This is a genomic window from Mesorhizobium sp. NPDC059054, assembly GCF_042739215.1.
Taxonomy (GTDB): domain Bacteria; phylum Pseudomonadota; class Alphaproteobacteria; order Rhizobiales; family Rhizobiaceae; genus Mesorhizobium.
Map to the genome: position 1 here is coordinate 151,552 of NZ_JBHYHV010000004.1, position 24,941 is coordinate 176,492.

General features: G+C 62.9%; 24 protein-coding genes. 13 read left to right on the forward strand and 11 right to left on the reverse strand.

Annotation, left to right across the window (positions count from 1 at the left end; translation table 11 throughout):
• Positions 1-36 precede the first annotated feature (36 nt).
• Positions 37-2,367 carry a response regulator gene (locus tag ACFWXH_RS17930; RefSeq protein WP_379122476.1) on the forward strand — a complete coding sequence of 777 codons (2,331 nt, stop codon included), beginning with the start codon at positions 37-39 and terminating at the stop codon, positions 2,365-2,367.
• A gap of 18 nt (positions 2,368-2,385) precedes the next feature.
• Here the strand turns inward: ACFWXH_RS17930 and ACFWXH_RS17935 are convergent, their stop codons facing one another.
• From ACFWXH_RS17935 to ACFWXH_RS17950, 4 genes are all read right to left on the reverse strand, one after another.
• Positions 2,386-3,123 (reverse strand): class I SAM-dependent methyltransferase, encoded by a 738-nt coding sequence (locus ACFWXH_RS17935; protein ID WP_379122478.1) that lies wholly within the window; start codon positions 3,121-3,123, stop codon positions 2,386-2,388.
• 17 nt (positions 3,124-3,140) lie between these two features.
• Positions 3,141-4,004, reverse strand: a complete 864-nt coding sequence (locus ACFWXH_RS17940) for a transglycosylase SLT domain-containing protein (RefSeq protein WP_379122480.1) — start codon at positions 4,002-4,004, stop codon at positions 3,141-3,143.
• A gap of 5 nt (positions 4,005-4,009) precedes the next feature.
• Complete coding sequence (gene ispG, locus ACFWXH_RS17945; protein WP_054313725.1) at positions 4,010-5,263, reverse strand: flavodoxin-dependent (E)-4-hydroxy-3-methylbut-2-enyl-diphosphate synthase; 1,254 nt, start codon at positions 5,261-5,263, stop codon at positions 4,010-4,012.
• Between the two features lie 263 nt (positions 5,264-5,526).
• Entirely contained in the window at positions 5,527-5,706 is a 180-nt protein-coding gene (locus tag ACFWXH_RS17950) for a YdcH family protein (RefSeq protein ID WP_054313726.1), read from the reverse strand.
• A 234-nt stretch (positions 5,707-5,940) separates the two neighbouring features.
• On the opposite strand from ACFWXH_RS17950, the gene ACFWXH_RS17955 reads away from it, so the two are divergent.
• The 5 genes from ACFWXH_RS17955 to ACFWXH_RS17975 all read left to right on the forward strand — a co-directional run bounded on the left by ACFWXH_RS17955 (position 5,941) and on the right by ACFWXH_RS17975 (position 8,808).
• The gene (locus ACFWXH_RS17955) at positions 5,941-6,144 is read left to right on the forward strand and encodes a YdcH family protein (RefSeq protein ID WP_024922779.1); all 204 of its coding nucleotides are present in this window, start codon (positions 5,941-5,943) and stop codon (positions 6,142-6,144) included.
• A gap of 112 nt (positions 6,145-6,256) precedes the next feature.
• On the forward strand, positions 6,257-6,721 hold the full coding sequence (gene purE / locus ACFWXH_RS17960) for a 5-(carboxyamino)imidazole ribonucleotide mutase (RefSeq protein WP_379123287.1): 465 nt from the start codon (positions 6,257-6,259) through the stop codon (positions 6,719-6,721).
• On the forward strand, positions 6,718-7,797 hold the full coding sequence (locus ACFWXH_RS17965) for a 5-(carboxyamino)imidazole ribonucleotide synthase (RefSeq protein WP_379122483.1): 1,080 nt from the start codon (positions 6,718-6,720) through the stop codon (positions 7,795-7,797). Before purE ends, ACFWXH_RS17965 begins: the two co-directional genes overlap by 4 nt.
• A 208-nt stretch (positions 7,798-8,005) precedes the next feature.
• Positions 8,006-8,131 carry a type B 50S ribosomal protein L36 gene (ykgO, locus tag ACFWXH_RS17970; protein WP_040974291.1) on the forward strand — a complete coding sequence of 42 codons (126 nt, stop codon included), beginning with the start codon at positions 8,006-8,008 and terminating at the stop codon, positions 8,129-8,131.
• A gap of 92 nt (positions 8,132-8,223) precedes the next feature.
• Positions 8,224-8,808, forward strand: coding sequence for a tetratricopeptide repeat protein (locus tag ACFWXH_RS17975; protein WP_379122485.1), 585 nt, complete (start codon positions 8,224-8,226; stop codon positions 8,806-8,808).
• 84 nt (positions 8,809-8,892) lie between these two features.
• Here ACFWXH_RS17975 and pyk read toward each other — a convergent pair whose 3' ends face one another.
• Positions 8,893-10,323 carry a pyruvate kinase gene (gene pyk, locus ACFWXH_RS17980; RefSeq protein WP_379122487.1) on the reverse strand — a complete coding sequence of 477 codons (1,431 nt, stop codon included), beginning with the start codon at positions 10,321-10,323 and terminating at the stop codon, positions 8,893-8,895.
• Positions 10,320-10,817 (reverse strand): DUF1036 domain-containing protein, encoded by a 498-nt coding sequence (locus ACFWXH_RS17985; RefSeq protein WP_379122488.1) that lies wholly within the window; start codon positions 10,815-10,817, stop codon positions 10,320-10,322. Before ACFWXH_RS17985 ends, pyk begins: the two co-directional genes overlap by 4 nt.
• A gap of 246 nt (positions 10,818-11,063) precedes the next feature.
• Between ACFWXH_RS17985 and ACFWXH_RS17990 the strand changes: the two genes are divergently transcribed.
• The 3 genes from ACFWXH_RS17990 (at position 11,064) to ACFWXH_RS18000 (ending at position 13,565) form a co-directional block, all read left to right on the forward strand.
• Positions 11,064-11,861 carry an N-formylglutamate amidohydrolase gene (locus tag ACFWXH_RS17990; protein ID WP_379122490.1) on the forward strand — a complete coding sequence of 266 codons (798 nt, stop codon included), beginning with the start codon at positions 11,064-11,066 and terminating at the stop codon, positions 11,859-11,861.
• Between the two features lie 84 nt (positions 11,862-11,945).
• Positions 11,946-12,254, forward strand: coding sequence for a DUF1244 domain-containing protein (locus ACFWXH_RS17995; protein ID WP_379122492.1), 309 nt, complete (start codon positions 11,946-11,948; stop codon positions 12,252-12,254).
• A gap of 135 nt (positions 12,255-12,389) precedes the next feature.
• Positions 12,390-13,565, forward strand: coding sequence for an MFS transporter (locus ACFWXH_RS18000; RefSeq protein WP_379122494.1), 1,176 nt, complete (start codon positions 12,390-12,392; stop codon positions 13,563-13,565).
• On the opposite strand, the gene ACFWXH_RS18005 is transcribed toward ACFWXH_RS18000, so the two are convergent.
• Positions 13,550-14,437, reverse strand: a complete 888-nt coding sequence (locus tag ACFWXH_RS18005; protein ID WP_379122496.1) for a LysR family transcriptional regulator — start codon at positions 14,435-14,437, stop codon at positions 13,550-13,552. The genes ACFWXH_RS18000 and ACFWXH_RS18005 overlap by 16 nt on opposite strands.
• Before the next feature lie 98 nt (positions 14,438-14,535).
• Here ACFWXH_RS18005 and ACFWXH_RS18010 point away from each other — a divergent pair, with 98 nt between their 5' ends.
• Positions 14,536-15,501, forward strand: a complete 966-nt coding sequence (locus tag ACFWXH_RS18010; protein ID WP_379122498.1) for an NAD-dependent epimerase/dehydratase family protein — start codon at positions 14,536-14,538, stop codon at positions 15,499-15,501.
• Positions 15,502-15,570: 69 nt separating this feature from the next.
• On the opposite strand, the gene ACFWXH_RS18015 is transcribed toward ACFWXH_RS18010, so the two are convergent.
• From ACFWXH_RS18015 to ACFWXH_RS18025, 3 genes are all read right to left on the reverse strand, one after another.
• On the reverse strand, positions 15,571-18,732 hold the full coding sequence (locus tag ACFWXH_RS18015) for an efflux RND transporter permease subunit (RefSeq protein WP_379122500.1): 3,162 nt from the start codon (positions 18,730-18,732) through the stop codon (positions 15,571-15,573).
• Between the two features lie 36 nt (positions 18,733-18,768).
• Positions 18,769-19,911 carry an efflux RND transporter periplasmic adaptor subunit gene (locus tag ACFWXH_RS18020; protein ID WP_379122502.1) on the reverse strand — a complete coding sequence of 381 codons (1,143 nt, stop codon included), beginning with the start codon at positions 19,909-19,911 and terminating at the stop codon, positions 18,769-18,771.
• 482 nt (positions 19,912-20,393) lie between these two features.
• Positions 20,394-20,684 (reverse strand): hypothetical protein, encoded by a 291-nt coding sequence (locus ACFWXH_RS18025; protein WP_379122504.1) that lies wholly within the window; start codon positions 20,682-20,684, stop codon positions 20,394-20,396.
• Between ACFWXH_RS18025 and ACFWXH_RS18030 the strand changes: the two genes are divergently transcribed.
• From ACFWXH_RS18030 to ACFWXH_RS18040, 3 genes are all read left to right on the forward strand, one after another.
• Positions 20,674-21,684, forward strand: coding sequence for an iron ABC transporter substrate-binding protein (locus tag ACFWXH_RS18030; RefSeq protein ID WP_379122506.1), 1,011 nt, complete (start codon positions 20,674-20,676; stop codon positions 21,682-21,684). The two genes, ACFWXH_RS18025 and ACFWXH_RS18030, sit on opposite strands and share 11 nt — an antisense overlap.
• 156 nt (positions 21,685-21,840) lie before the next feature.
• Entirely contained in the window at positions 21,841-23,424 is a 1,584-nt protein-coding gene (locus ACFWXH_RS18035; RefSeq protein WP_379122508.1) for an ABC transporter permease, read from the forward strand.
• A complete protein-coding gene (locus ACFWXH_RS18040) occupies positions 23,421-24,506 on the forward strand; it encodes an ABC transporter ATP-binding protein (protein WP_379122510.1) in 1,086 nt (361 codons plus the stop codon). The genes ACFWXH_RS18035 and ACFWXH_RS18040 overlap by 4 nt, the downstream gene beginning before the upstream one ends.
• A 37-nt stretch (positions 24,507-24,543) precedes the next feature.
• On the opposite strand, the gene ACFWXH_RS18045 is transcribed toward ACFWXH_RS18040, so the two are convergent.
• Entirely contained in the window at positions 24,544-24,933 is a 390-nt protein-coding gene (locus ACFWXH_RS18045) for a GFA family protein (protein ID WP_379122512.1), read from the reverse strand.
• Between the last annotated feature and the right edge of the window lie 8 nt (positions 24,934-24,941).

Consider the following 24,941-nt stretch of genomic DNA (forward strand, 5'->3'; position numbering starts at 1 on the left):
GGCCGTTAAAATGGCGCGTATGGGTTGGGGTTACGCATGCCTGACTACACTTCCTTTATCCGGTCGATCCGGATCCGTTACCTTTCCGGCTTGCTGATCCTGGCCATTGCGGTCACCGGCACCATCTTCGCGCTAAATCGCGCCGGCGCCTATCGTGCCGAGATCGATGTCCTGGGCGGCCATATCGTCAACTTCGCCCGCGATTTGAACAGTGCCACCGGTTTCGCCGAAACCGCCGTCAGTTCATGGCGGCCGGACACGAGCGCGGCGCTCGCTGCTTCCGCCAAAGACCACGCGCAGCGCCTCAAAGCCGGCATGGAGGCGCTCAGTGTCGAGATCGCCGCCATCACGCCCAAACTCTCGAAGCCAACCCGCGATGAACTCAACGCGGCTTCCGTCAACGGCTATCTGCTGTGGTCCGCGCGTGACATCCTGCGCAATTTCGACCTGATGATTGCGGCGACACGCGCCCAGGATTGGAATTACCGGGAAATCCGCAATCAGAACGACCTGTTCGCGCAGCCCATGCTGGCGCGTGCCCGCACCGCGATGGATGTCGAGCGTCGCATGGCCGAAACCCGCAGCGACAGGTTGCTGCTGTGGGCGAGCCTGTCGCTTTGCGCCGCCCTGATCGTGGTCGCCATCTGGATCTTCCGCCCGATGGAAAAGGCGATTCGTCGAGCCTTCGCCGAGACGGCGGAATCCCTGTTCAAGGCAGAGGCTGCCGACCGCGCCAAATCGGAATTCCTGGCCAATATGAGCCATGAAATACGCACGCCGATGAACGGCGTGCTCGGCATGGCCGAACTGCTTGCCAAGACCGAGCTCAATCCACGCCAGAAAACCTTCACCGATGTCATCGTGAAGTCCGGCAACGCGCTGCTCACCATCATCAACGACATTCTCGACTTCTCCAAGATCAACGCCGGCCAGCTGACGCTCGACCCCGCCCCTTTTCGCCTCGCCGAGGCGGTCGAAGATGTCGCCACACTGGTTTCAGCCCGCGTCGCGGAGAAGAACCTCGAACTCATCGTGCGTGTCGACCCGCGCCTGCCGCATCATGTCGTCGGCGATGTCGGCCGCTTCCGCCAGATCATCACCAACCTGCTCGGCAATGCCGTGAAATTCACCGAAAAAGGCCATGTGCTGGTCGACGTTTCCGGCGAGGTCGTGGACGATCATGTCCAGATGAAGGTCCGCGTCGAGGATACCGGCATCGGCATCCCGGCAGACAAGCTGCAGAGCGTGTTCGAGAAATTCGCCCAGGTGGATTCGTCCTCGACCCGCCGCCACGAAGGCACTGGACTGGGCTTGGCGATCGCTGCCCGCCTGGTCGATCTCATGGGGGGCCAGATCGGCGTCGAGAGCGAGATCGGCCGCGGCTCGGTGTTCTGGTTCGCCGTCCCGCTTCCCGTCCACCAGGCGACAGGCAATGAAGACATCGTGCCCGTCGACGTCACCGGCGCACGCGTGCTCGTCATCGACGACAATCCGGTCAATCGCGAAATCCTGCTGGAACAGTTGCGCAGCTGGAGCTTCGACTGTGCGGCTGCCGAAAGCGGCGCGGTCGGCCTTGCCTTCCTCGATCGCGCTCATCAGCTCGGCGCATCGGTGGATTGCGTCATCCTCGACTACCAGATGCCCGGCATGAACGGCGCAGACGTCGCCAAGGCGATCGCCGCCGACAGTCGCCTCTCCTCGATCCCAGTCATCCTGCTCACCTCCGTCGACCAGGTCGACTTCGCCAAGTTGATCCTCGACTTCGGTATCGCCGCTCACCTCACCAAGCCGTCGCGTTCGGCGGTGCTTCTGGGAACAGTCATCTCCGTCATACAGAAGGCCCGCAGCCAGGCCGGCAAAGCGCATTTCGTGCGCGAGCCGATCCATGTTGCCACACCGGCGCAACCGGCCTTCACGGTCATTCGCGGTACGCCGGCCCCGATGCCCAAGCCGGACGCATTGGCCAACCCCACCCGCCCGATCGATATCCTGATCGCCGAGGACAACGAGGTGAATCAGATGGTCTTCGGGCAGATCCTGAGCGGGCTGGGCCTGAGCTACCGCATCGCGGCCAACGGCCGCACAGCGGTCGAGATGTACAAAACGCTGAATCCCAAGCTGGTCCTCATGGATGTTTCGATGCCCGAATTGAACGGCTACGAAGCGACACGCGCCATCCGTACGATCGAAGCAGCCAACGGCACCCGCACGCCGATCATCGGGGTTACCGCACATGCCCTGAAGGGCGATCGCGATAAATGCATCGAGGCCGGCATGGACGACTATCTGGCCAAGCCGGTCTCACCGGATCGGCTCGGTGCCAAGATCGGCACATGGCTCAGCGAAACGGTGGCCAAGACCGCCTGAGCCGATTGCACCGGCCAGCTATCGAAGCCGGCCGAACGGGATGATCTCGCGCGAGGCCGGCGTCCAGGCACCGCCCTCCCAGTCACCGAACCAGCTTTCGGCGACAAGACCTGTTGCTTCGATGCCTGCGGCAATTTCATCCTTGGATGGAAAAGCGATCTTCGATTCTGCCATCAGCATCTGGCCCGTTGCGGCGACCTCGTACCAGGTCCGATAGCTGACAATACCGTCCGCTTCCATGCGAGCATCGTACCAGCCCTTGACCATGCCGAAGCGTGGGTGGCTGACCATTTCTTCCGATCGCTCCGGAACCCAGTCGCGCCATGCTTCGACCGCTGGGTTGCGACTGTCGAAGAGGAAATGTCCACCCGGCGCGAGATGCGCCGCGATGGTTCCGAGCACGGCCAGCTGGTCTTCCCGGGTCAGGAAGACCTGAAAGGCGTGACCGGTCAGCATGACGAGATCGAAGGTACGTCCGATCCTGATCGTGCGGGCATCGCCCTCGACCCATTCCACGTGCTCGCCGGCTGGCCGCCGGCGAGCCACGTCGAGCATCGCGCCGGCCGGATCGACACCGACCACGGCGCGGCCGTCGGCGAATGCCGCGGCCAATTGTCCGGTACCACAACCAAGATCGAGCACGGACTTCGCATCGCCAGCCAATGCCAGGCAGCGCCTCAGTTCGGCATCGCCAGTGTTGACCAGGTCGTAGAAATCGACGAGGGCCGGATCGTTGTAGAGAAGATCAGCCGTCAAGTTCCGTCCGGCCCCGGTCATCTGTTCCTCAGCACGATACAGGAGCCGCCGACGCTGTGCAGCTTGTCGCAGATCTCGTTGGCAGCCTTGCGGTTGTCGGCGCCGATGCGCACGGCATAGACGCCGCGCCGCCCCATCGGCGTGCGCACGCGACTGACCACGGGGTCGGCATTCGCAAGCACGGCCGGAAAGCGTGCCTGTACCCTTTGCCATTGCCGCACGGCAGCGGACCGGCGGAAGTTTCCGGCCACCTGGACACCCCAGGGCTTCACGTGCACAGCCGCCATCGGCACCGTTCTCGCCTTGCTCACCGGCAGTCGCCTGCAAGCGGCGGAAAAATTCTGCTGCTTGGGATCGAGTGGCAGCACCACCCCCGCATAGGCCTTGTCGGAAAACTTGTCGGCCGGCTCGCCCATGACGTCGAGCACATACTCTTCCGTTTCCAGCGGCAGGAATCCGCCGGAACCCAGCCAGCGCGTCACCCGGTTCTCGCCGGCATTATAGGCGGCGGCCGCGAGTCCCAGATTGCCGAAGCCGGATTTCAACTCGGACAGATATTTGGCGGAAGCAGGTATCGCCTGCTCGATGTCGAAGGAGTTGACGAGGCCGCGCATCTTGGCGGTACCCGGCATGAACTGGGCAATGCCCTCGGCGCCGACCGGGCTGACCGCGTTCGGATCGAACCGGCTTTCCTTCCAGATCAACCGAGCGAAGAAATCCTTCGGCAGGCCCTGTTCGGCCGCGTGCGCTTCGATCAGATCGCAAACACGCCCAATCAGCCGTTTCTGTGCCGAATGCGTATGAGGAGGGTCGGCCTGCACAGGAGACCCCCCCAGCAGTGCCGACAGAACCAAACAAGCGAAACCGGCAGCGCGCCGCATCGGTATTATTCTGCCGCCGCCTGGCCGTGCCCGCCGAACCGTTGTTCGATGTAGTCGGCGACCATCTTCTCGAAATCGGCGGCAATATTCGGTCCGCGCAAGGTTGCCGTCTTACGGCCGTCGACGAACACCGGCGCGCTCGGCGTCTCGCCGGTGCCAGGCAGCGAGATACCGATATCGGCGTGTTTGGATTCGCCCGGGCCGTTGACGATGCAACCCATCACAGCGACCTTCAATTCCTCGACGCCGGGATATTTCTCGCGCCAGACCGGCATGTTCTTGCGCAGATCCTCCTGGATCGACTGGGCGAGTTCCTGGAAAACGGTCGAGGTCGTGCGACCGCAACCCGGACAGGCCGCCACGATCGGCACGAACTGACGAAAACCCATGGTCTGCAGCAATTCCTGCGACACCTGCACCTCGCGGGTGCGGTCGCCGCCGGGTTCCGGGGTGAGCGAAATGCGGATCGTATCGCCGATGCCCTGCTGCAGAAGAATCCCCATCGCCGCCGACGAGGCGACGATGCCCTTCGAGCCCATGCCTGCCTCGGTAAGCCCGAGATGCAACGCATGATCGGAACGGGTCGCAAGCATGGTGTAGACGGCAATCAGATCCTGCACGCCGCTGACCTTGGCCGACAGGATGATCTTGTCGCGGCCAAGCCCGATTTCCTCGGCAAGCTCCGCCGACAGGATGGCAGACTGCACGATCGCCTCGCGCATGACCTGGTTGGCCGTCAACGGCGAACCCTTTTCCTGGTTTTCGTCCATCAGCCGGGTCAACAGCTCCTGGTCGAGCGATCCCCAATTGACGCCGATGCGCACCGGCTTGTCGTGGCGGATCGCCATCTCGACGATCTCGGCGAACTGCTTGTCCTTCTTGTCCTTGAAGCCGACATTGCCGGGGTTGATGCGATATTTCGCCAGCGCCTCGGCACAGGCCGGATGATCGGCCAGGAGCTTATGGCCGATATAGTGGAAGTCGCCGACGAGCGGCACGTTGACGCCGAGCCGCTCCAGCCGCTCGCGGATCTTCGGCACGGCGGCAGCACTTTCGTCGCGATCGACGGTGATGCGAACGATCTCCGACCCCGCGCGATGCAGTGCCGCGACCTGAGCTACCGTCTGGTCGATATCGGCCGTGTCGGTGTTTGTCATCGACTGCACGACAACAGGCGCAGCACCGCCGACGAGCACGCCACCGACGTCGACGCCTACCGACTGCCGGCGCGGAAATGGAGAGGAAAAATACCCGGTCATGCCGGTCGCCTCATGAGAAATGCGTCCGGGCATGAGGTGGAGGAGGAGCACAGCCTTGTCAATGGCAAGGTGGGCGAAGGTCTGTCAAATCACCTTGCAGCGGCCGATTCCACCACTGCCACGCGCGGCGATAGACAGCAAATGTCGAGGCATCTGCTTGTTTCGCCCGGCGTAAGCCTTGTGGGAATACTGAATGGCCTCTGGCCGGCGGCTATGCGCCGCCGGGAGCATTTCGGCGCTGAACGCCGATTTGGAAGGCCGAATTAATGGGTCGAGGGTCTGCCTCTCAATTTTGCCATTTCGTCCTTAATAGCCAGCTTGCGTCGCTTGAGGCACACGATTTCAAGATCGTCCACCGACGGGTGCAACAGTGCGTCATCGATCTCGCGTTCGATGTCGCTGTGTTTCCGCTGAAGCTCTTCAAGATGGGACGCTAGAGACATGAATGGTTCTCCCTTTCATATTCCTTGCCAGCGACCGACGCACGACGTCCACCGCGGGCGCCCGCGTGACGGCCAAATGACAGTGTGCCACCATTGCTTCGCCTTGTCGAATGCCATGTGGTAGCATTCCACCGCGTCATGAAATGTGATAATGCGGTCGCGCCGCTGGCGAAGGTCGGCGGCCCCCGCCCATCAGAGGCGCGCATGGGCGCCGGAGTCAGCAGAACGGTGGACATGTCGGAACAGGAACAGGCCGAGATTCGTCTCGAGTTTGCACGCTTGAAGCAGGAACATGCCGATTTCGACGCGGCCATCAACGCGATGATCGCCACGGGCTGTGATCCGCTGCAGGTGCAGCGCATGAAGAAGAAGAAGCTGGCGCTCAAGGACCGGCTGAGCGCGCTCGAAGATCGCATCATTCCCGATATCATCGCCTGAGCGCCAGGCTCATCGTCGCAATCCTTGCCCGACAAGGCAAATTCCGCTACCTCGCCATTTTGTCGCCGGGGAGAGCAACTTGGCCGAGCATAAAGCCGATGTCGCCATCATCATGGGCAGCCAGTCCGACTGGGCGACCATGCGCCATGCCGCGGAATTGCTGGAGGTGCTGGAGATCCCGCACAAGGCGCTGATCGTTTCCGCCCACCGCACACCCGACCGACTCTATGAATTCGCCAAGGGCGCCAGGGCGGCCGGTTACAAGGTGATCATCGCCGGTGCCGGCGGCGCCGCCCACCTGCCCGGAATGACGGCTGCGATGACCTCGCTGCCGGTGTTTGGTGTGCCAGTGGAATCGAAAGCACTGTCGGGCCAGGATTCTCTGCTTTCCATCGTGCAGATGCCGGCCGGCATTCCTGTCGGCACGCTGGCCATCGGCAAGGCGGGTGCGGCTAATGCGGCACTGCTGGCTGCAGCCGTGCTTGCTTTGAACGATAAGGCTTTGGCCGAACGGCTCGATGGCTGGCGCGCCGGCCAGACCGCCCGGGTTGCCGTCGAGCCGGTGGACCAGCCGTGACCGCTGCTCTTCCCGCAGGTTCAGTCATCGGCATCATCGGCGGCGGCCAGCTTGGCCGCATGCTGGCGATGGCCGCCGCAAAACTCGGCTATCGGACCATCATCCTCGAACCACAAGCGGATTGCCCTGCGGCTCAGGTCGCCAACCGACAGATTGTCGCGGCCTATGACGACCCGGTCGCCCTTGCCGAACTCGCAGCCGCCTGCGCGATCATTACCTATGAATTCGAGAATGTTCCGGTCAGCGCCGCGGAAACGCTCTCGACGACACGGCCGGTGCGGCCTTCGGCAAGGGCACTGCAGGTGGCACAAGACCGTGTGACCGAAAAACAGTTCTTGAACGATGTTGGCGTCGCAACCGCAGCCTTCCACGCAATCGACAACGACGCTGATCTTGCCGCTGCGCTGAACGCGTTCGACGGCAACGGCGTGCTGAAGACCCGGCGCCTCGGTTACGACGGCAAGGGCCAGCGCGTGCTGCGCGGCATCAAGGAGGCCGGAGGCACCTATGAGGCGATGGGCGGCGTGCCGCTGATCCTGGAATCACTGGTCGCCTTCGAATACGAAATCTCCATGATTGCCGCGCGCGGCGCCGATGGCGCTCTCGCCGTCTACGACCCCGCCCGCAACGTGCATCGCGACGGCATTCTCCACACCTCGACCGTGCCCTCCGGCATTTCGATCGCTACGGCGGATGCGGCCAAGCAGGCAGCCATGACGATCATCACCGCGCTCGACTATGTCGGCGTGATCGGCATCGAGTTCTTCGTGCTTCCCGACGGCAGCCTGCTTGCCAACGAGATGGCGCCGCGCGTGCACAATTCCGGCCATTGGACGGAGGCCGCCTGCACTGTCTCGCAGTTCGAACAGCATATCCGCGCCGTCGCCGGTTTGCCGCTTGGCGATGCCAGCCGGCACTCGGATTGCGTCATGCAAAACCTGATCGGCCACGACATCGATCAGGTGCCGGCATTGCTCGCCGAGCCGGACCTGATGTTGCATCTCTATGGCAAGGCCGAAGCCCGGCCGGGACGCAAGATGGGGCACTTCACGCGCATCCGCGCATTTGCCGGCTGAAAGCGTGATCAAGCCGCCTGCGAGGTTGACATGCACGGGGCGCCCCGGTATGAGCCGATCGCAACAGGGCGCGTCTTCGGGCGCGCCTTTCAAGTTCAGCCCGAAACCGGGCAGAGCATGATCCTGAACCGAAGGTCAGCGCAGCAAAAAGTTGCAGACTTTTCGGACAAGGTCATGCGAAGAGATTCAAAGACCGACGGGCAAGACCATGAAGATCAAGAATTCGCTCAAGGCGCTCAAGGCGCGTCATCGTGACAACCGCCTGGTTCGCCGCAAGGGCCGTATCTACATCATCAACAAGACCGCTCCACGCTACAAGGCGCGTCAGGGCTGATCCCTTTGTGGCGCCTATCTACAGGCGCCGCGTGATGATGCTGAACTCAGATTCAGTTTGAACGTCTGGCATCCCGGAGATAGAATCCGGGAATGCGGACGTTATTTGCCGTTTGTACGGCGCTTTCCTTCTCCATTTCGCTGATGCCGGCCATCGCGGCCGACAATGCCGTCAAGCCTGCGCTAGCGCAGACGCGCGAACAGCGTGTCGACCAGCTTTTCATCGATCTGAAACATGCCCGCAGCCCACGGTCTGCTGAACTCGTGGCCGGTCGCATCTGGAACGAGTGGAGCCGGTCGGGCAGCGCGTCGGTCGATCTGATGATGCAGTGGTCGCAAAAAGCGATCGAGGACAAGAAGTTCGACGTTGCGCTCGACTTCCTCGACCAGGTGGTGACGCTGCAACCAAAATACGCCGAGGGATGGAATCGCCGCGCCACGGCACATTTCCTGATGAAGAATTACGCCAAGGCAATGGCCGACATCGAACAGACGCTGGAACTGGAGCCGCGCCATTTCGGCGCCCTGTCGGGCATCGCCCAGATCATGACCGAAACCGGCCGCAAGCAGGCCGCGCTCGATGCCTGGCTGAAGGTACTCGACCTCTACCCGATGCTGCGCAATGCGCAGGATCAGGTGTCGAAGCTGTCGGAGGAATTGGCGGGAGAAGCGATTTGAGGGAGTAGCGAGAGAGCGAGTGGTGAATAGGGGGAAATCTCTGCCACTATCTCGCTACTGGCTATCTCACCACTCCCTCAATCTTCACTGCCTCACATCCGCTCCCAGATAAGCGATCCGCAGCATGTTGGTGGATCCGGGTGTCCTCAGCGGCACGCCTGCGGTGATGATGATGCGGTCGCCCGGCTTGCCGAAACCTTGCTCGGAAGCGATCCGGCAGGCACGATCGACCATGTCGTCGAGATCGGTCGCATCTTCCGAAACCACGCAATGCGTGCCCCACAACAGTGAAAGGCGCCGCGCTGTAGCAAGGATCGGCGACAGCGCGATGATCGGCACCTGCGGCCGTTCGCGCGCCGCACGCAGGCCCGTTGTGCCGGAAGCGGTGTAGGTGACGATCGCAGACAGCTTCAGCGTCTCGGCGATTTCGCGCGCCGCCAGCGAAATGGCATCGGCGCCTGTGGCCTCCGGCTCAGAGCGCTGGGCGTTGATGATACCGGCATAGGTCGGATCGCGTTCGACACGTTCAGCGATGCGGTTCATGGTCGTCACCGCTTCGACGGGATAGGAACCGGCGGCGGATTCGGCCGAAAGCATGATGGCATCGGCACCTTCGAACACGGCGGTGGCCACGTCCGATACCTCGGCGCGGGTCGGCACCGGAGCGGAAATCATCGATTCCAGCATCTGCGTCGCCACAACGACCGGCTTGCCGGCCCGGCGCGCGGCGCGGGTGATCTGCTTCTGGATGCCAGGCACTGCCTCCAGCGGAAGCTCGACCCCGAGATCGCCGCGTGCCACCATCAGCGCGTCCGACAGCTCGATGATCTCGGCCAGCCGCGCCACTGCCTGCGGCTTCTCGATCTTGGAAAGCAGCAGTGCCCGGCCGCGTGCGATCTTGCGGGCCTCGGCGAGATCTTCCGGACGCTGGATGAAGGAAAGCGCCACCCAGTCGACGCCGGCCGCCAGCACCGCATCGAGATCGGCGCGGTCCTTTTCGGTCAGCGCGCCGACCGGCAGTTCGGTATCGGGCAGCGACACGCCCTTCTTGTCGGAAATCTTGGTGCCGACCACCACGGTCGCGACGATCGAGCGGCCGTCGACCTTCACGGCCTTCAGCTCGACTTTGCCATCATCGATCAGCAACCGGTCGCCGACGGCCACAGAGCGCAGGATTTCGGGATGCGGCAGATGAACACGGTTGGAGTCGCCGAGTTCCGGGTTGTCGTCCAGCGTGAAGGTCTGGCCGACTTTCAACTCTTCCGTGCCGTTGGCGAATTTGCCGACACGCAGCTTCGGTCCCTGCAAGTCGGCAAGGATGCCGATCGGACGGCCGACAGCAGCCTCCACCGAACGAATGCGACCGACAAGTGTACGCATCAGGTCATGATCGGCATGGCTCATATTGATGCGGAACACGTCCGCGCCTGCCTCGAAGAGCTTCTTCAGCATCGCCTCCTCGGAGGAAGCGGGACCGATGGTGGCTAGGATCTTGACCTTGCGGCTGCGTCTCATTGACTATTCTGACCATTGCTTGGCGGAGCGGCCGGGGTGCCATCCGCAGTGGGCTGCTCGGTCAGCTGGACCATCCAGCTCGCCTGCTCGCCTGTGTCGTATTCCTGGAATCCGGCGCGCTGAAAGCCCCGGGCGACGCAATCGGTTACGCCGGCAATCTTGAATTCCTTTTCGGCCACGCACATCGAGATCGGACCATCCCAACGGCCGCCGCGCTCGGCATCTTCTGCATAGAGATAATAAAACCTCGATGACAGCGGACCCTCGATCAGCGTCTTGCAGGTCGAACCTTCGATGTGCCACCAGCCTTCGGTGATCCAGCCCGTCTTGGCGCGATAGCCGATGCCGACGCCAACCAGATTCTGGGTGGCGTTGCACACGCGGAAATCAGCCTTGGCCGGAGAAGCCATCACCAGGGGCGCCGCGAACAGGACGAGCAGCGGCAGCAACAGGGCGATGCCCTTTCGCCTACGCTGTCGGCTGGCGGATGCCATTCGAGACCCCTCGCTGAATGAAACTTGCATGATCAGGCGCCCTTTTCGAAGATGTCCGGGCGCATGTCAACGCGCGCCCCACTGTGAATCCAATCGATTTAATTGGCAAGCCGGCGCATGCTATGCCGGAGGATGAAAGTTTTTCGCAAAAACCTTGACCAAACAACGGCATTGCGCGGACTTCCGCTTCATGGGATCACGTTACCATCCCGCCCAGAGACGCCACCGCTTGATTTTCCCCGTGCCATGACCCGATCCACAGTTTTTGCGCCATTCGACCTGATCGAGGGTGACCGCAGTCGCGGCATCGTGCTGGTGGCCGACCATGCCCGGCGCGAGCTGCCGGAAGAATATGGTGCGCTCGGCCTGCCGGCTGCCGAATTCGAGCGCCATATCGCCTACGATATCGGCGTCGAGGCGGTAACCCGCGAGCTTGCTGCCTTGCTCGGCGCACCGGCCGTGCTCGCCAACTTCTCGCGTCTGCTGATCGACCCCAACCGCGGCGAAGACGACCCGACGCTGATCCGCCAGCTCTATGACGGCACCGTCGTGCCGGGCAACTATCCGATGTCGCCCGAAGAGCGCGAGACGCGGCTGGAGCGTTTCTACCGTCCGTACCACGAGGCTGTGGCCGCGGTAATCGCCTCGGTTGCGAAAGAATCCGGCCGCGCGCCCTTCATCTTCTCGGTGCACTCTTTCACCCCCGTCATGCAGGGCCGCGCAAGGCCTTGGCATGTCGGCATCCTGTGGGACCGCGACGATCGCGCCCCGCACCCGATCATCGAGGCGCTGGCTGCGGACAAAGATCTCGTGGTCGGCGACAATGAACCCTATGACGGTGCATTGCGCGGCGACACCATGTTCCGCCATGCCATCGTCAACGGCTTCGCGCATGCTTTGATCGAGATCCGCCAGGACCTGATCGCCGATGCCAGGGGCGCACTTGCCTGGGCAGAGCGGCTGGCACCGATCGTTGACGCGGTCAATCGCCGTCCCGATATACAAGCGGTGAAGATGTTCGGCTCGCGTACCGGGCCGGTCTAACTCTTTGTTTGCGCAATTCCGGACGGAAAACCGCTACACACTTTTCCTGGAATTGCTCTGACGCGCCAAGACGAGGATACCGCCATGACCGATCTGAGCGACGAACAGAAACGCGACTTCGAAGCCGCCGCCTTCCGCAGGCTGGTCACGCACCTGCGCGAGCGTACCGACGTGCAGAACATCGACCTGATGAACCTCGCCGGCTTCTGCCGCAACTGCCTGTCCAATTGGTATCGCGAGGCGGCAGAGGCGGAAGGCGTTGCCCTTTCCAAAGACCAGTCGCGCGAGATCGTCTACGGCATGCCCTATGCCGAGTGGCAGACACAGCACCAGACTGAGGCCTCCAACGCCCAGAAGGCCGCCTTCGAGATCAATCGCCCAAAGGACCATTGAGGCTCGCGGCAATCATCACGCCTCCGCACCCTTGCTGCAACCACTGAGTCAAGCCGGCTTCCTCCGATCCCTTGACGATACGGTTGATTCGATCTAACGATTGAATCGTTCCAATTTCTATTTCGAGCTCTCGCCATGACCGCAGTTTCCTCCCTGCAAAATGCCGCGCGCGGTCGCTGGGCGGTGGCGGCGATGTTCTTCATCAATGGCCTTCTGACCGGCAGCTGGGCACCGCAGATCCCGGTTTTCCTGACCCGGCTGGACATCAGCAAGGCGACGCTCGGCCTGCTTATCCTGCTGTTCGGCCTTGGCGCGCTGACGTTCATGCCGTTGTCCGGCTATCTCATGTCCAGGCACGGCTCGCGTGCGGTCGTGCGCGGTTTTGCCTCCGTCTGTGTGTTCGGCCTGTTGCTGGTGGCGCTGGCGCCAAGCGTTCCGCTGGCGGTCGTGGCGATGTTCCTGTTCGGCGGTTTGATCGGCGGTATGGACGTGGCCATGAACGCCAATGCCGTTGCGGTGGAGCGCCGGCTGTCGCGCGCCGTCATGTCATCCTCGCACGCCTTCTGGAGTCTCGGCGGCTTCGCCGGCGGCGGAGCCGGTGGTCTGATCATCCAGCATTACGGGCACGTCACCCACGCGATCATCGTCACCGTGATTGCGATCATCTTTCTCGCGGTTGCCTGGCGGTACCTGATCACCGACCGGAAGCCGGTGGCACAGGAGCATCACAAGTTCACGCTGCCGAAGACCGCGACCGTCTACCTTGTCGGCCTGATGGCGCTGATGTCGATGATCCCTGAGGGTGCAGTACTCGATTGGGCGGCGCTCTATCTGAAGCAGGAGCTTGGTGCGGAACTCGCGACCGCGGGTCTTGCCTATGCCTTCTTCTCCGGCGCGATGGCTTTGATGCGCTTTGCCGGCGATGGCGTGCGCAACCACTTCGGCGCCGTGACGACCTTGCGCATTTCCTCATTGATCGCTGCATCCGGCATGCTGGTTGCAGCGCTGTCGCCATGGCCGTGGCTTGTGATCGCTGCCTTCGCCTTTTCGGGCCTGGGCATCGCCAACATGGTGCCGATCGCCTTCTCGGCCGGAGGCAATCAGCCCGGCATGGCATCCGGCACGGGAATGAGTGTCGTCACCACCATGGGCTATTCCGGCATACTGCTGGCGCCGTCCCTGATCGGCTTCGCGGCAGAACACATAGGCTTCTCAACCGTGTTCGTGGTGCTGTCCGGCTTCCTCGTCATCGTCTTCCTGATGTCGAGCCTCGCCCACACGGCCGATTTCGCCGCTCAGCCGGCGGAATAGCGCTTCAGCGCTTCGTGCAGGAAATCCACGACGCGGCGGATGCGCAGCGAACCGCGCACATCGCGGTGCATGGCGAGCCACACCGGCAGTAACGGGAGTGCAAGGTCGGGCAGCAGTGGCTCGACCAGCGGATCCCGATCGACCAGGGGACGCTGCGTGAAGCCGATGCCATTGCCGGCGCGCACGGCCTGCCAATGCACGATCTGGTTGTCGCAGCGGAAGCGGAAAGCATTGCGCTCCAATGCGATGCCTGCAGCGGCAAACCCGCGGATGATACTGTCATCGCGGTCGAAGCCGACAATGTCGTGGTTGACGATATCGGCCGCGGTTTCAGGCCGGCCGCGCCGCTCGACATAGCTGGTCGCGGCACAGGCACACAGAGCGATGTCGGTGACTTTGCGGGCAACCAGCTCGTTCTGTACGGGCCGGACCATGCGGATGGCGATATCGGCGTCACGGCGCAGCAGGTTCTCGACCTGATTGGAAGCGACCACCTCGATCTCGATGCCGGGTTCCTCCAGACCAAGCCTGGCAAGAATCTCAGGCAGGGCGTAAGCGGCCACCATCTCGCTGGCCGCGATGCGAACCGTTCCCTCGATCGCCTCTACGGAGCCCAGCGCAAGCAACGAAAAAGCCGTCGCCTGCGCGGCGACCGACTGGCCGCGTTCATAAAGCAACGCGCCCGCCTCGGTAAGTTCGTGCCCTTGCCGGCCACGCCGGAACAGCGTGACGTCGAGCGCCTGCTCCAGTTCGGTGATGTGGCGCCCAAGCGTCGGCTGGCTGGCGGAAAGCTTGCGCGCCGCCGCCGACAGGCTGCCGGTCTCGGCCACCGCCACGAAGCTCTTGATCAGGTTCCAGTCGATATCCTTCATATTCAAAAATGAATAACAGAAAGCCGAAATCAGTCAATTTCCATTCGTTCATGAAAGGAGAAAATAAGGCCATCGCAACATCGACCAGGAGACTTCACATGACCAGCATTGCAATCCTCGGCGCCAACGGACGGCTCGGCCGGGCCGTCGGCAAGGCATTCGTTCAGGCCGGCTACGACGTCCGTGGCATCACCCGCAGTGGCAAGCTGCCGGCAGATCTCGCTGGTGCAACCGGCATCGCCGCCAACGCCCTCGACCGCGAGGCGCTGGTGCATGCCACTGCCGGTGTCGACATCGTGTTCCATGGCCTGAACCCGATCTATTCCGATTGGAGCACGGTACTGCCGATGGCCGAGAATGTCGTTGCCGCCTGCGAGGCCAATGACGCAGTCCTGCTCTTCCCGGGCAACGTCTACAATTACGGCTCGCCCATCCCCGAAATGATCACCGAGGATGCGCCCATCCACCCCACAACCGAGAAGGGCCACATCCGCGTCGCGGTCGAAAACTTGTTGCGCGCGGAAGCGGATGCCGGACGCCTGCGCACCATCCTGCTGCGCGCCGGCGATTTCTTCGGTGGTACCGGTACGGGCTCATGGTTCGATCTGGTCATGGTATCGAAGATCGAAAAGGGCATCTACACGGCCGCCGGCCCGACCGACATTGTGCATGAATGGGCTTATCTGCCCGACCTCGCCGATGCCTTTGTCGCGCTTGCGGATCGTCTGGATGATCTGGGCAGCTATGAGAACCTGCACTTCCCCGGTCACGCCATCACCGACCTGGAGATGAAGGCTGCCCTCGAACATGCCGTCGGCCGCAAGCTCGGCATGGCCTCGATGCCCTGGTGGGTGTTCAAGGTCGCCGCTCCCTTCGTGCCGATGTGGAAGGCGATCCTTGAGATGTCCTACCTGCGTTTCGAACCACATCGGTTGGTTTCCGACCGGCTGGAAGGATTGATCGGACGGATCCCGCACACACCTATCGATCGCGCTGTTGCCGAGGCCCTGACGGATCTTGGCATCCCGGTGACCAGCCTCACCGCGCCGATGGAAGCCGCTTGACTGTCACACTCTTCGAAAGAAAAGGCCGCCGATCAATCCGGCGGCCTTTTTGCATTCCAGCGCAGCGGCCTACTCCGCGGCTTTGGGCAATGCGCCGGCTGTGTCGAGATCCGGCAGGTCGTCGTTCGAGGCCGCCTTGCGACCGCGGAACAGCCGGCCAAGCCAGCTGCGCTGCCCGGGCTTGCGCTTGGCGCGGGTGAACACCATCAGCATGGCAGGCGTCACCACCAGCGTCAGCAGTGTCGCAAAGGACAGGCCGAACACGATCGCCGACGACAGCGATATCCACCACTGCGTCGACGGTGCGTTGATCGTCGTCTCGTGGTGGAAGATCTCGAGGCCGAGGCCGAAGGCGATCGGCAAGACGCCGAGGATCGCCGAAACAGCCGTCAGCACAACCGGGCGGGCACGTTCGCGACAGGTCTGCAGCACCGCTTCCGTCTTGTCCCAGCCTTCCTCGCGCAGCCGGTCGTAAGTGTCGATCAGCACGATGTTGTTGTTCACCACCACACCCGCCAACGCGATCACACCGATGCCGGACATGACGATGCCGAACGGCTGGCCGGTCATCATGAGCCCGAGAAACACACCGATGGTCGCCATGACCACGCAGGACAGCACAAGCCAGACGGATGTGAACTTGTTGAACTGCGCGAGCAGCACCAGGAAGATCAGGAAGATCGCGGCGCCGAATGCTTTCGACAGAAAGGCGCTTGCCTCCGCGCTGTCTTCATTGGAGCCGGCCAGCTTCCAGCGGAAGTTGTCGGGAAGCCCCATATCGGAGATCGCCTTGGTTACCTCCGCCTGCACGGCCGCTACCTGCGCACCAGCCGCGACGTTTGCCTGCACCACCACGGTGCGGGCGCCGTCGATACGGTTCAGCGTACCGACGCGCGGCTCCGGCTTGCGGATGACGAAGTTCGAGATCGGCACCGAACCTTGGCTGGTCTGCACGCGCAGTTCATCCAGCGTCGACAGCGTTCGCCGGTCTTCCGGCAGGCGCAGGCGGATGTCGACGGCGTCGTCAGCACCGGCCGGACGGTACTCGCTGAGCTTCAGCCCATTGGTAACCAGCTGCACCACAGTGCCGACCGAAGTCGGATTGATGCCATATTGCGCCGCCTTGCTGCGGTCGACCTCCAGCGCCCAGTCGATGCCGGGTGGCGGCAGGCCGTCTGACACGTCTATGACGCTTGGCACCTTGGCGATGCCGGACGCAACCTCGCGCGCCACCTTTTCGATGCCGGTCGGGTCGACCGCGGAGATGCGCACCTGGATCGGCTTGCCCGTCGGCGGGCCTGCCTCCGGCACGCGCACCTCGACATCGACGCCCGGAATTCCAGCCGTTGCCTTGCGCAGGTCGTCGAGAATCTGGTTCGCAGCCTTGCGCTCGCGCCAGTCGACGAACTCGTACTGGATGACGCCGACGACATCTTCCGGAATATCGGCACCGCCGCCCTGGGTCTTGCCGACGCGGGTATAGACCGATTTCACGCCAGGCCAGCCGAGCAGCTTTTCCTCTGCCATGCGCGTCGCCGCATCCATCTCGGCAAGCGAGAGATTGCCGCGCGCATGCACGTAAAGCAGGCCGTAGTCCGGCTCGACATTCGGGAAGAATTCGACGCCGGCGCCGTATTTGGAATAGGCAACCTGCACGCCCACCAGCAGCGCGACCGTCAGCACCAGTACGGTCTTGGGGTACTGCACGGCCTTGCGCACCACGGCCATGTAGGTGCCGTCCTTGCGCTCTTCCTCGCTGTGGACCTCCGCCTTGGCGAAAATCGCGCCGAGCGTCGGCGTGAACACCAAAGCATAGAGCATCGACGCTGCCAGCGTGACGATCAGCGTGATCGGCAGGTATTTCATGAAGTCGCCGATGATGCCGGGCCAGAACAGAAGCGGCGAGAAGGCCGCGATGCGCGTCATGGTGGCCGCGATGACCGGGCCGGCCATGCGCTTGGCGGCCAATGCGAAGGCTTCCTCCTTCGGCATGCCTTCCGTCATGCGCCGCTCGGCGAATTCGGTGACGATGATGGCGTCGTCCACCAGCATGCCGACCGCCAGGATCAGCGAGAACAGCACGATCATGTTGATCGTGTAGCCCATCATGGCAAGCAGCAGGATGCCGATCAGGAACGATGACGGGATGGCCAGGCCGATGAGCAGCGAGGCGCGGCCCGACAGCGCGTAGAGGATGACGATGAAGACCAGGATGACGGCGATCAGCACGTGGTTCTGCAGATCGTTCAGCAACTGCTTCACGAAGACGGACTTGTCCTGCGTGTAGGTGACTTCCATGCCCGCCGGCGCGATCTTGACGAATTCGTCGGCGACCTTCTTCGCCCCTTCGATCGTTTCGACGATGTTGGCGCCGATGCGCTTCTTCACTTCGATGGCGATCGCCGGCTTGCCGTCGAGACGCGTGATGGTCTCGGCGTCCTTGAAAGTGGAGCGGATGGTGGCGACGTCCTTCGCTTGCACCACCGCATTCGGACCGGCCACCACCGGCAGGTTGGCGACGTCTTCCGGCGTCTCGATGAGCGACGGCACCTTGACCGCATATTTGCCCTCCGAGCCCTCTATGTTGCCGGCAGCGACCAGGCTGTTGGACTGGCCGACGCCTTGCATCAGCTGGTCGAGCTGCAGCCCATAGGAGGAAAGCTTCACCGGGTCGACCACGACCTCGACGAGGTCGTCGCGCGAGCCCTGCAGCGTGCCTTCCAGCACGCCCGGAACCTCCTCGATGCGGTCGCGCAGTTCACGCGCGGCCTTGGCCAGCACGCGCTCCGGCACGTGGCCGGACAGGGTCACGACCAGCACCGGGAATTCGGAGATGTTGACCTCGTTGACGGTCGGTTCTTCAGCAGCCTGCGGCAGGTCTGCCTTGGCGTCCTGCACCTTGGAGCGGGTGTCCTGCAGCGCCTGGGCAAGGTCGGTCGACGGGTCGAACTCGACCAGCACGTAGCCGCCGCCCTGGAAGGCGGCCGAGCGCATCTCCTTCAGCCCCTTCAAACTCTTCAGTTTGGTCTCGACGGGCCTCAGCAGCAGCCGCTCCGAATCCTCCGGCGAGATCCCCTGATAGACCAGGGAGACATACATCATCGGGATCGGCACGTCCGGCTCGGCTTCCTTCGGCACGGACATATACGCAATGGCTCCTGCGAGCAGCAGGAACAGCAGCACCGAAATGGTCAGCCGCGCATTCTGGATGGCAAGCTTGACGATATCCATAGGGGTAGATCCCGATTTCGGATTCGATGAAAACGACTACAGCGTTCCGGCGGCGGCATCGCCGCCGACCAGCTTCTTGATTTCCTGCGGGTCGGCCTCGACGGGTTGCACGACATCGCCGTCCGTCACCAGTTCCTGGCCAGCAACGATGACGCGCGCATCCGCCGGGATACCGGCGAGCACGAGACCGTTTGGCGTGTCGTCGACCAGATCGATTGGAAAGAAGGTGACCTTGTTGTCCTTGTCGACGGCGCGGATGCCGAGATCGCCCTTGTCGCCCAGCGTCACGACGGAACGGGGCAGCATGATCGCATCGGCCGGCTTGGCCGACAGCGTGATTTCGGCCGTCATGCCGGCGGGAATGGCGCCGTCGGCATTCGGAATGGCGATCTCGACACGAAAGGTACGGGTGGCGGTCGAAGCATCGCGGCTGATGTAGCGCACGGTGCCTTCGGCGATCTGGCCGCTGACCAGTCGTACATTGGCCTTGTCGCCGATCTTGAGATAGCCAAGGTCGCGTTCGCTGACTTCGCCGCGCGCGATCACCGGGTCAAGGCTGAGGATGGTGGCCACTTCGCCGCCCAGTGGAACGGCACTGCCGAGTTCCACCGGCACACGGTCGATGACACCATCGAACGGTGCCTTCACTTCCTTGCGGGCAAGTTCGCTCTCGGCGGCGTCGAGCTGCGACGATGCCAAGGCCAGCGCCGAACGGGCGCTGTCGAGCTGCAGCTTGGCGAGGTTGCCGGTCCTGGCCAGCCGTTCGGCCGCATCGAGCTCGGCCTGCCGCTGGCCCTTCAGCTGCCGGGCGTTCTCGACCGCCGAGATCTTCTCTTCGGCGTCGAGCATCAAAACGATGTCGCCGATCTTGACGCGGTCGCCCTGCCTGACCGGCAATTCGCTGATGACGCCGGCGACGCGGGTGGCAAGCACTGCGCGCTTGTCCGCTTCGGTTACCCCCGAAATGCGGATCGCCCGCGCATGCTCACTGCGCGGCGGCGCCACCACCTTGACGATCCGCAGCGAAGCTTTCTGCTCCACCCGTTCCGGCTTGGCCTCGGCTTTGGGTTGCTCCGAGGCGGCACTGCCTACCGATGAGAAATGACCGGTACCCATCCACGCTGCAAAGCCAACAAGCACCACAATGGCTGCGACCTTGTGAAACTTCATTTTCGGCATCGTTGTCATCCGGTGAAACGTGAACCCCCGCCGCATCTCCGGTCGGCGCGCGTTCGATATGGGAATGCGCGTGGCGATCTTCAAATTACCGTGATCGGCGGAGCGGCTTTCTACATGAATCGGTCTTATTAGACAGCGGTAAAAATACGGCCGATCGACCGTTTATGACTGTTTACGCCCAGCCGGATCATGGTTTCGCGAAAAATCGGCAGCAGTTTTACTGGAGGATGAAAAGAATTTTCGATGCGCGTTATCTCCCCTCCGCACCGCGCCAATCAAAAGCGGAGAGCGCGCCAAACAAACATCCCGTGCTGGACTCTTGCCCGACATGCAAAGTGCCCTAGGCAGACCACCCTATGGCCGCACGCCCGCAAGATCGCGGTTGCTTCACCTTCACAATTGCTTGAAATTTATGCAGAATTCCCCGCCTGCCAAGTACTCCGCAACGTCTCTGCTTCTCTGCAACACGCTGCTTGGGAAATCTATTCACCGGCACTGTGACAAGGCCGGCCGTTGAGGCCGGGCTCCACATTGGCAAGCAGTTCCGTAGCCCAATCCAATGCTCCCGGCTGCACGCAGACGAGCCCAAGTCCCATAACTCTGGCAGCAGGCGTCAGGATGATGAGGTCGCAGCATGCATTTTTCAGTGGCAGCCATGCCGGGCGACATGCCGCAGCCGTTTCATTCGACGAAATCTTGACTTGGTCGATCATGTATCGATAGCTGCTCCCGACATTGGATTGCTCAACCGAGGAGACCTTGATGAAGTCCATTCTTTCGATGCTGGCAGGTGCTGCGGCGCTCACGATCGGCCTCGCCGCAATGCCGGCCATGGCCGCGGACGACGACGGCATCGTTGTCTACAACGCCCAGCATGAAAGCCTGGCCAAGGAATGGGCGGAAGCCTTCACCAAGGAGACCGGCATCAAGGTGACGCTGCGCAATGGCGGCGACAGCGAATTCTCCAACCAGATCGTGGCGGAAGGCAAAGCTTCGCCGGCTGATGTATTCCTCACCGAGAACTCGCCGGCGATGGCGCTGGTCGACGCCGCAGGCCTGTTCGCGCCGATCGACGCCGACACGCTGGCGCTGGTGCCTGAACAATATCGTCCTTCTGACGGCAAGTGGGTCGGCATCGCCGCGCGCAGCACCGTCTTCGTCTACAACAAGGACAAGCTGAAGGAAGACCAGCTGCCGAAGTCGTTGCTCGACCTTGCCGACGCAAGCTGGAAAGGCCGCTGGGGTGCTTCGCCATCCGGTGCCGACTTCCAGGCGATCGTTTCGGCTCTGCTGGAACTGAAGGGTGAGGAGGCCACCGCTACCTGGCTCAAGGCCATGAAGGACAACTTCAAGCCGTTCAAGGGCAACAGCACAGTGATGAAGGCGGTCAATGCCGGCCAGGTCGATGGCGGCGTGATCTATCACTACTACTATTTCGGCGACCAGAATAAGACCGGCGAGAACAGCAAGAACGTCGTGCAGTACTATTTCAAGAACCAGGACCCGGGCGCTTTCGTTTCGGTTTCCGGCGCTGGCGTGCTCGCTTCCTCCAAGCATGCGAAGGAAGCGCAGGCTTTCGTGAAATGGCTCGCCGGCAAAGGTGGCCAGGACGTGCTGAAGACCGGAACCTCGTTCGAATATGCGGTCGGCAATGGCGCGGAATCGAACGCCAAGCTCGTGCCGCTCGCCGACTTGCAGGCCCCCAAGATCGACCCGCAGAAGCTCAACTCCAAGAAGGTCACCGATCTGATGACGGCGGCTGGCTTGCTTTAGCCGGCATTCGTCCTAATAAGGACCGCATAAACAGCGCTCCCGCGGTCCCCGCGGGAGCATTTCGTTTCCGAGACCAACTCCCCCGATGGCCAAGCCACTCTTTTGTCCCTCCTCTCATCCAGGCCCGTCGCATGGCGGGACAGCACGGGTGATTTGATGGCGGCCTCGGGCGAATTCGCGCAGACCGACGCGCCGGCCCGCATGTCCGGGCGGCGAGCCCCTGCCCGCTCCTTTCCATTGATCACGCTGACCGCGATCATCATTTCCATTCTGGCATTGCTGCCGCTTGCCTTCGTGATTTTCATCGCCATCCAGACCGGCTGGGCGACGGTCGTGCAACTGGTGTTCAGGCCGCGCGTCGGCGAACTGCTCGTCAACACCGTCCTTCTCGTCATCCTGGCCGTACCGATTTGCGCGGTACTCTCGGTGGCGCTTGCCTGGTTGACGGAACGCAGCGACCTGCCCGGTGCGCGGCTGTGGTCCTGGCTCGCCGTGGCGCCGCTGGCGGTGCCGGCCTTCGTACACTCCTACGCCTGGATCACCTTCTGGCCGGATCTCAACGGCCTCTTCGCCGGTGTCTGGGTTTCGGTGATCGCCTATTTCCCCTTTCTCTACCTGCCGGTTTCGGCCGCCTTTCGCCGCCTCGATCCCGCCTTGGAGGATGCCGCCGCTTCGCTGGGCCTCAGCCCCTGGCGTGTTTTCTTCCGGGTGGTGCTGCCTCAGCTGCGGCTGGCGCTGTGTGGCGGCGCCCTGCTGGTCGGCCTGCATCTGCTTGCCGAATACGGCCTCTACGTCTTTGTGCGCTTCGACACCTTCACCACCGCGATCGTCGACCAGTTCCAGTCGACCTTCAATGGTCCCGCCGCCAACATGCTGGCCGGCGTCCTGGTCGCCTGCTGCCTGGTGCTGCTGACGATTGAGGTGCTGGTGCGCGGCGAGGAGCGCTATGCCCGCGTCGGCTCCGGCGCCGCCCGTCTGAAGCCGCGTACGGCGCTCGGCCGCGTTACTCTGCCTTGCCTGTTGTTGCCGATCGCCGTCACGCTCCTGGCGATCGGCGTGCCGTTTCTCACCATCGGCCGCTGGCTGATTGCCGGTGGCAGCGAAGTGTGGCGCATGGATGAGATCGGCCTGGCGCTCGGCCAGACCCTGTTCCTCGCCATTGCCGGTGGCATTCTTGCAACCATTGCGGCGACGCCCATGGCCTGGCTGTCGATCCGCGCGCCAGGCCGTCTGCAACGCATCCTGGAAGGCTGCAACTATGTAGTTGGGGCGCTGCCCGGCGTTGTGGTGGCGCTGGCGCTGGTCACCATCGCAGTGCGCGTCGTCCAGCCGCTCTACCAGACGCTTGCCACTATCCTGTTTGCCTATGTGCTGATGTTCCTGCCGCGCGCGCTTGTCTCGTTGCGTGCTTCGATCGCTCAGGCCCCGGTGGAGCTGGAACGTGCCGCCGGCAGTCTCGGCCGCTCGCCGTTGAAGGCGCTCTGGGCGACCACGATCCGCCTCTCGGCACCCGGCGCCGCAGCCGGCATGGCGCTGGTCGCGCTCGGCATCATGAACGAGTTGACCGCGACCCAGATGCTGGCGCCCAACGGCACGCGCACGCTGGCGATGGCCTTCTGGAATTACAGCGGCGAGATCGACTACGCGGCAGCCGCTCCCTATGCAGCGATCATGGTGTTGATGTCGCTGCCCCTTACCTGGCTGCTTTATGTGCAGTCGAAGCGAATGGCCGGCCAATGAGTTTCCTGGAAATCGCCTCACTGTCGAAGAACTACGGTCCGGTTGCTGCCGTCGCCGGCATCGACCTTGCTGTCGCGGCAGGCAGCCGGACCGCGATCGTCGGTCCTTCCGGCTGCGGCAAGACCACGTTGCTGCGCCTCATCGCCGGCTTCGAGGCACCGGATGGCGGCCGCATCACGCTCGACGGCAAGCTGCTTGCCAATGGCGGCACCAGCGTGCCGGCGCATCTGCGCGGGATCGGCCTGGTGGCGCAAGATGGCGCGCTGTTTCCGCACCTCACCATTGCCGGCAATATCGGCTTCGGCCTCGACCGCAAGGAGCCTCGGCGCGATGAGCGCATCGCCGAGTTGGCTTACATCGTCGGCCTCGACAAAAGCGTTCTGACCCGCCGCCCGCACCAGCTTTCAGGCGGCCAGCAGCAGCGCGTGGCATTGGCTCGTGCCATGGCGATGAAGCCGCGCCTGATGCTGCTCGACGAACCTTTTTCCGCACTGGACACCGGCCTGCGCGCTTCCATGCGCAAGGCAGTGGCCGAGATGCTGGAAAGCGCCGGCATTACCACCATCCTGGTCACACATGACCAGGCGGAGGCGCTCTCCTTCGCCGACCAGGTTGCAGTGATGCGCGAAGGCCGTTTCTCGCAGACCGGCACGCCGCGCGACCTCTATCTCAGGCCCAAGGACCGCATGATCGCCGAATTCCTCGGCGACGCCATCGTGCTGTCGGCAAAGATCGCCAACGGCTACGCCGAATCCACGCTCGGTCGCATTGCCGTGGATGGCAGGGAGCGGCGTGAGGTTGCCCGCATCATGCTGAGACCCGAACAGGTGCTGCTCGCCGCGGCCTCGCGCACCGAAGTGGCTGCAGCCAAGCCGGGCGTCCTCTTCGGCGAAGTGACGGAATCCGAATTCGGCGGCGCTGCCTGCGCGATCGCCGTCAAACTGCTCAACACCCCCGATCCACCCGAAGCGGCCGCCATCGGTTCGACACCGCTGGTCCTGAAAAAGCCTGGCGTCGACGCGCCATCGGTGGGCGACATCGTCCGCATCAGCGTCGTCGGCAAGGCGCACGTGTTCAGCTGAAATGAGGGATCGCCAGCTCATCCCTCGATCCTTCTGACTAACCTGTATCGAAACGATAGCTGCGCAGCACTTTCCAGCTGCCGGATGCACCGTCGCGCAGCTTCACCGTGATCCCCATAAGAAGGCCGGGATCGACAAGACGCAGATTGATCCCAGTCCTGCGATCGAGATCGCCCTCGGCGTGAGCGGCAATATGATGCGTGAAACAGCCGCAATTTCTGCAGCGCAGCCATGTCAGCACACCCTTGCCCCAGACATAGCGCTCGAAACCATTGTCCGGTGCGACCACCTCGATCGACCGACGGGTATAGTAGGCGAAGAGCGGCCCCTGCCGCCGACAGAACGAACAGTTGCACGCGGTGATCACGCGCGGCTTTCGTGGAAGCCGCAGCCTTACCTGTCCGCAATGGCAGACCGCCTCGATCACTTGCCTGT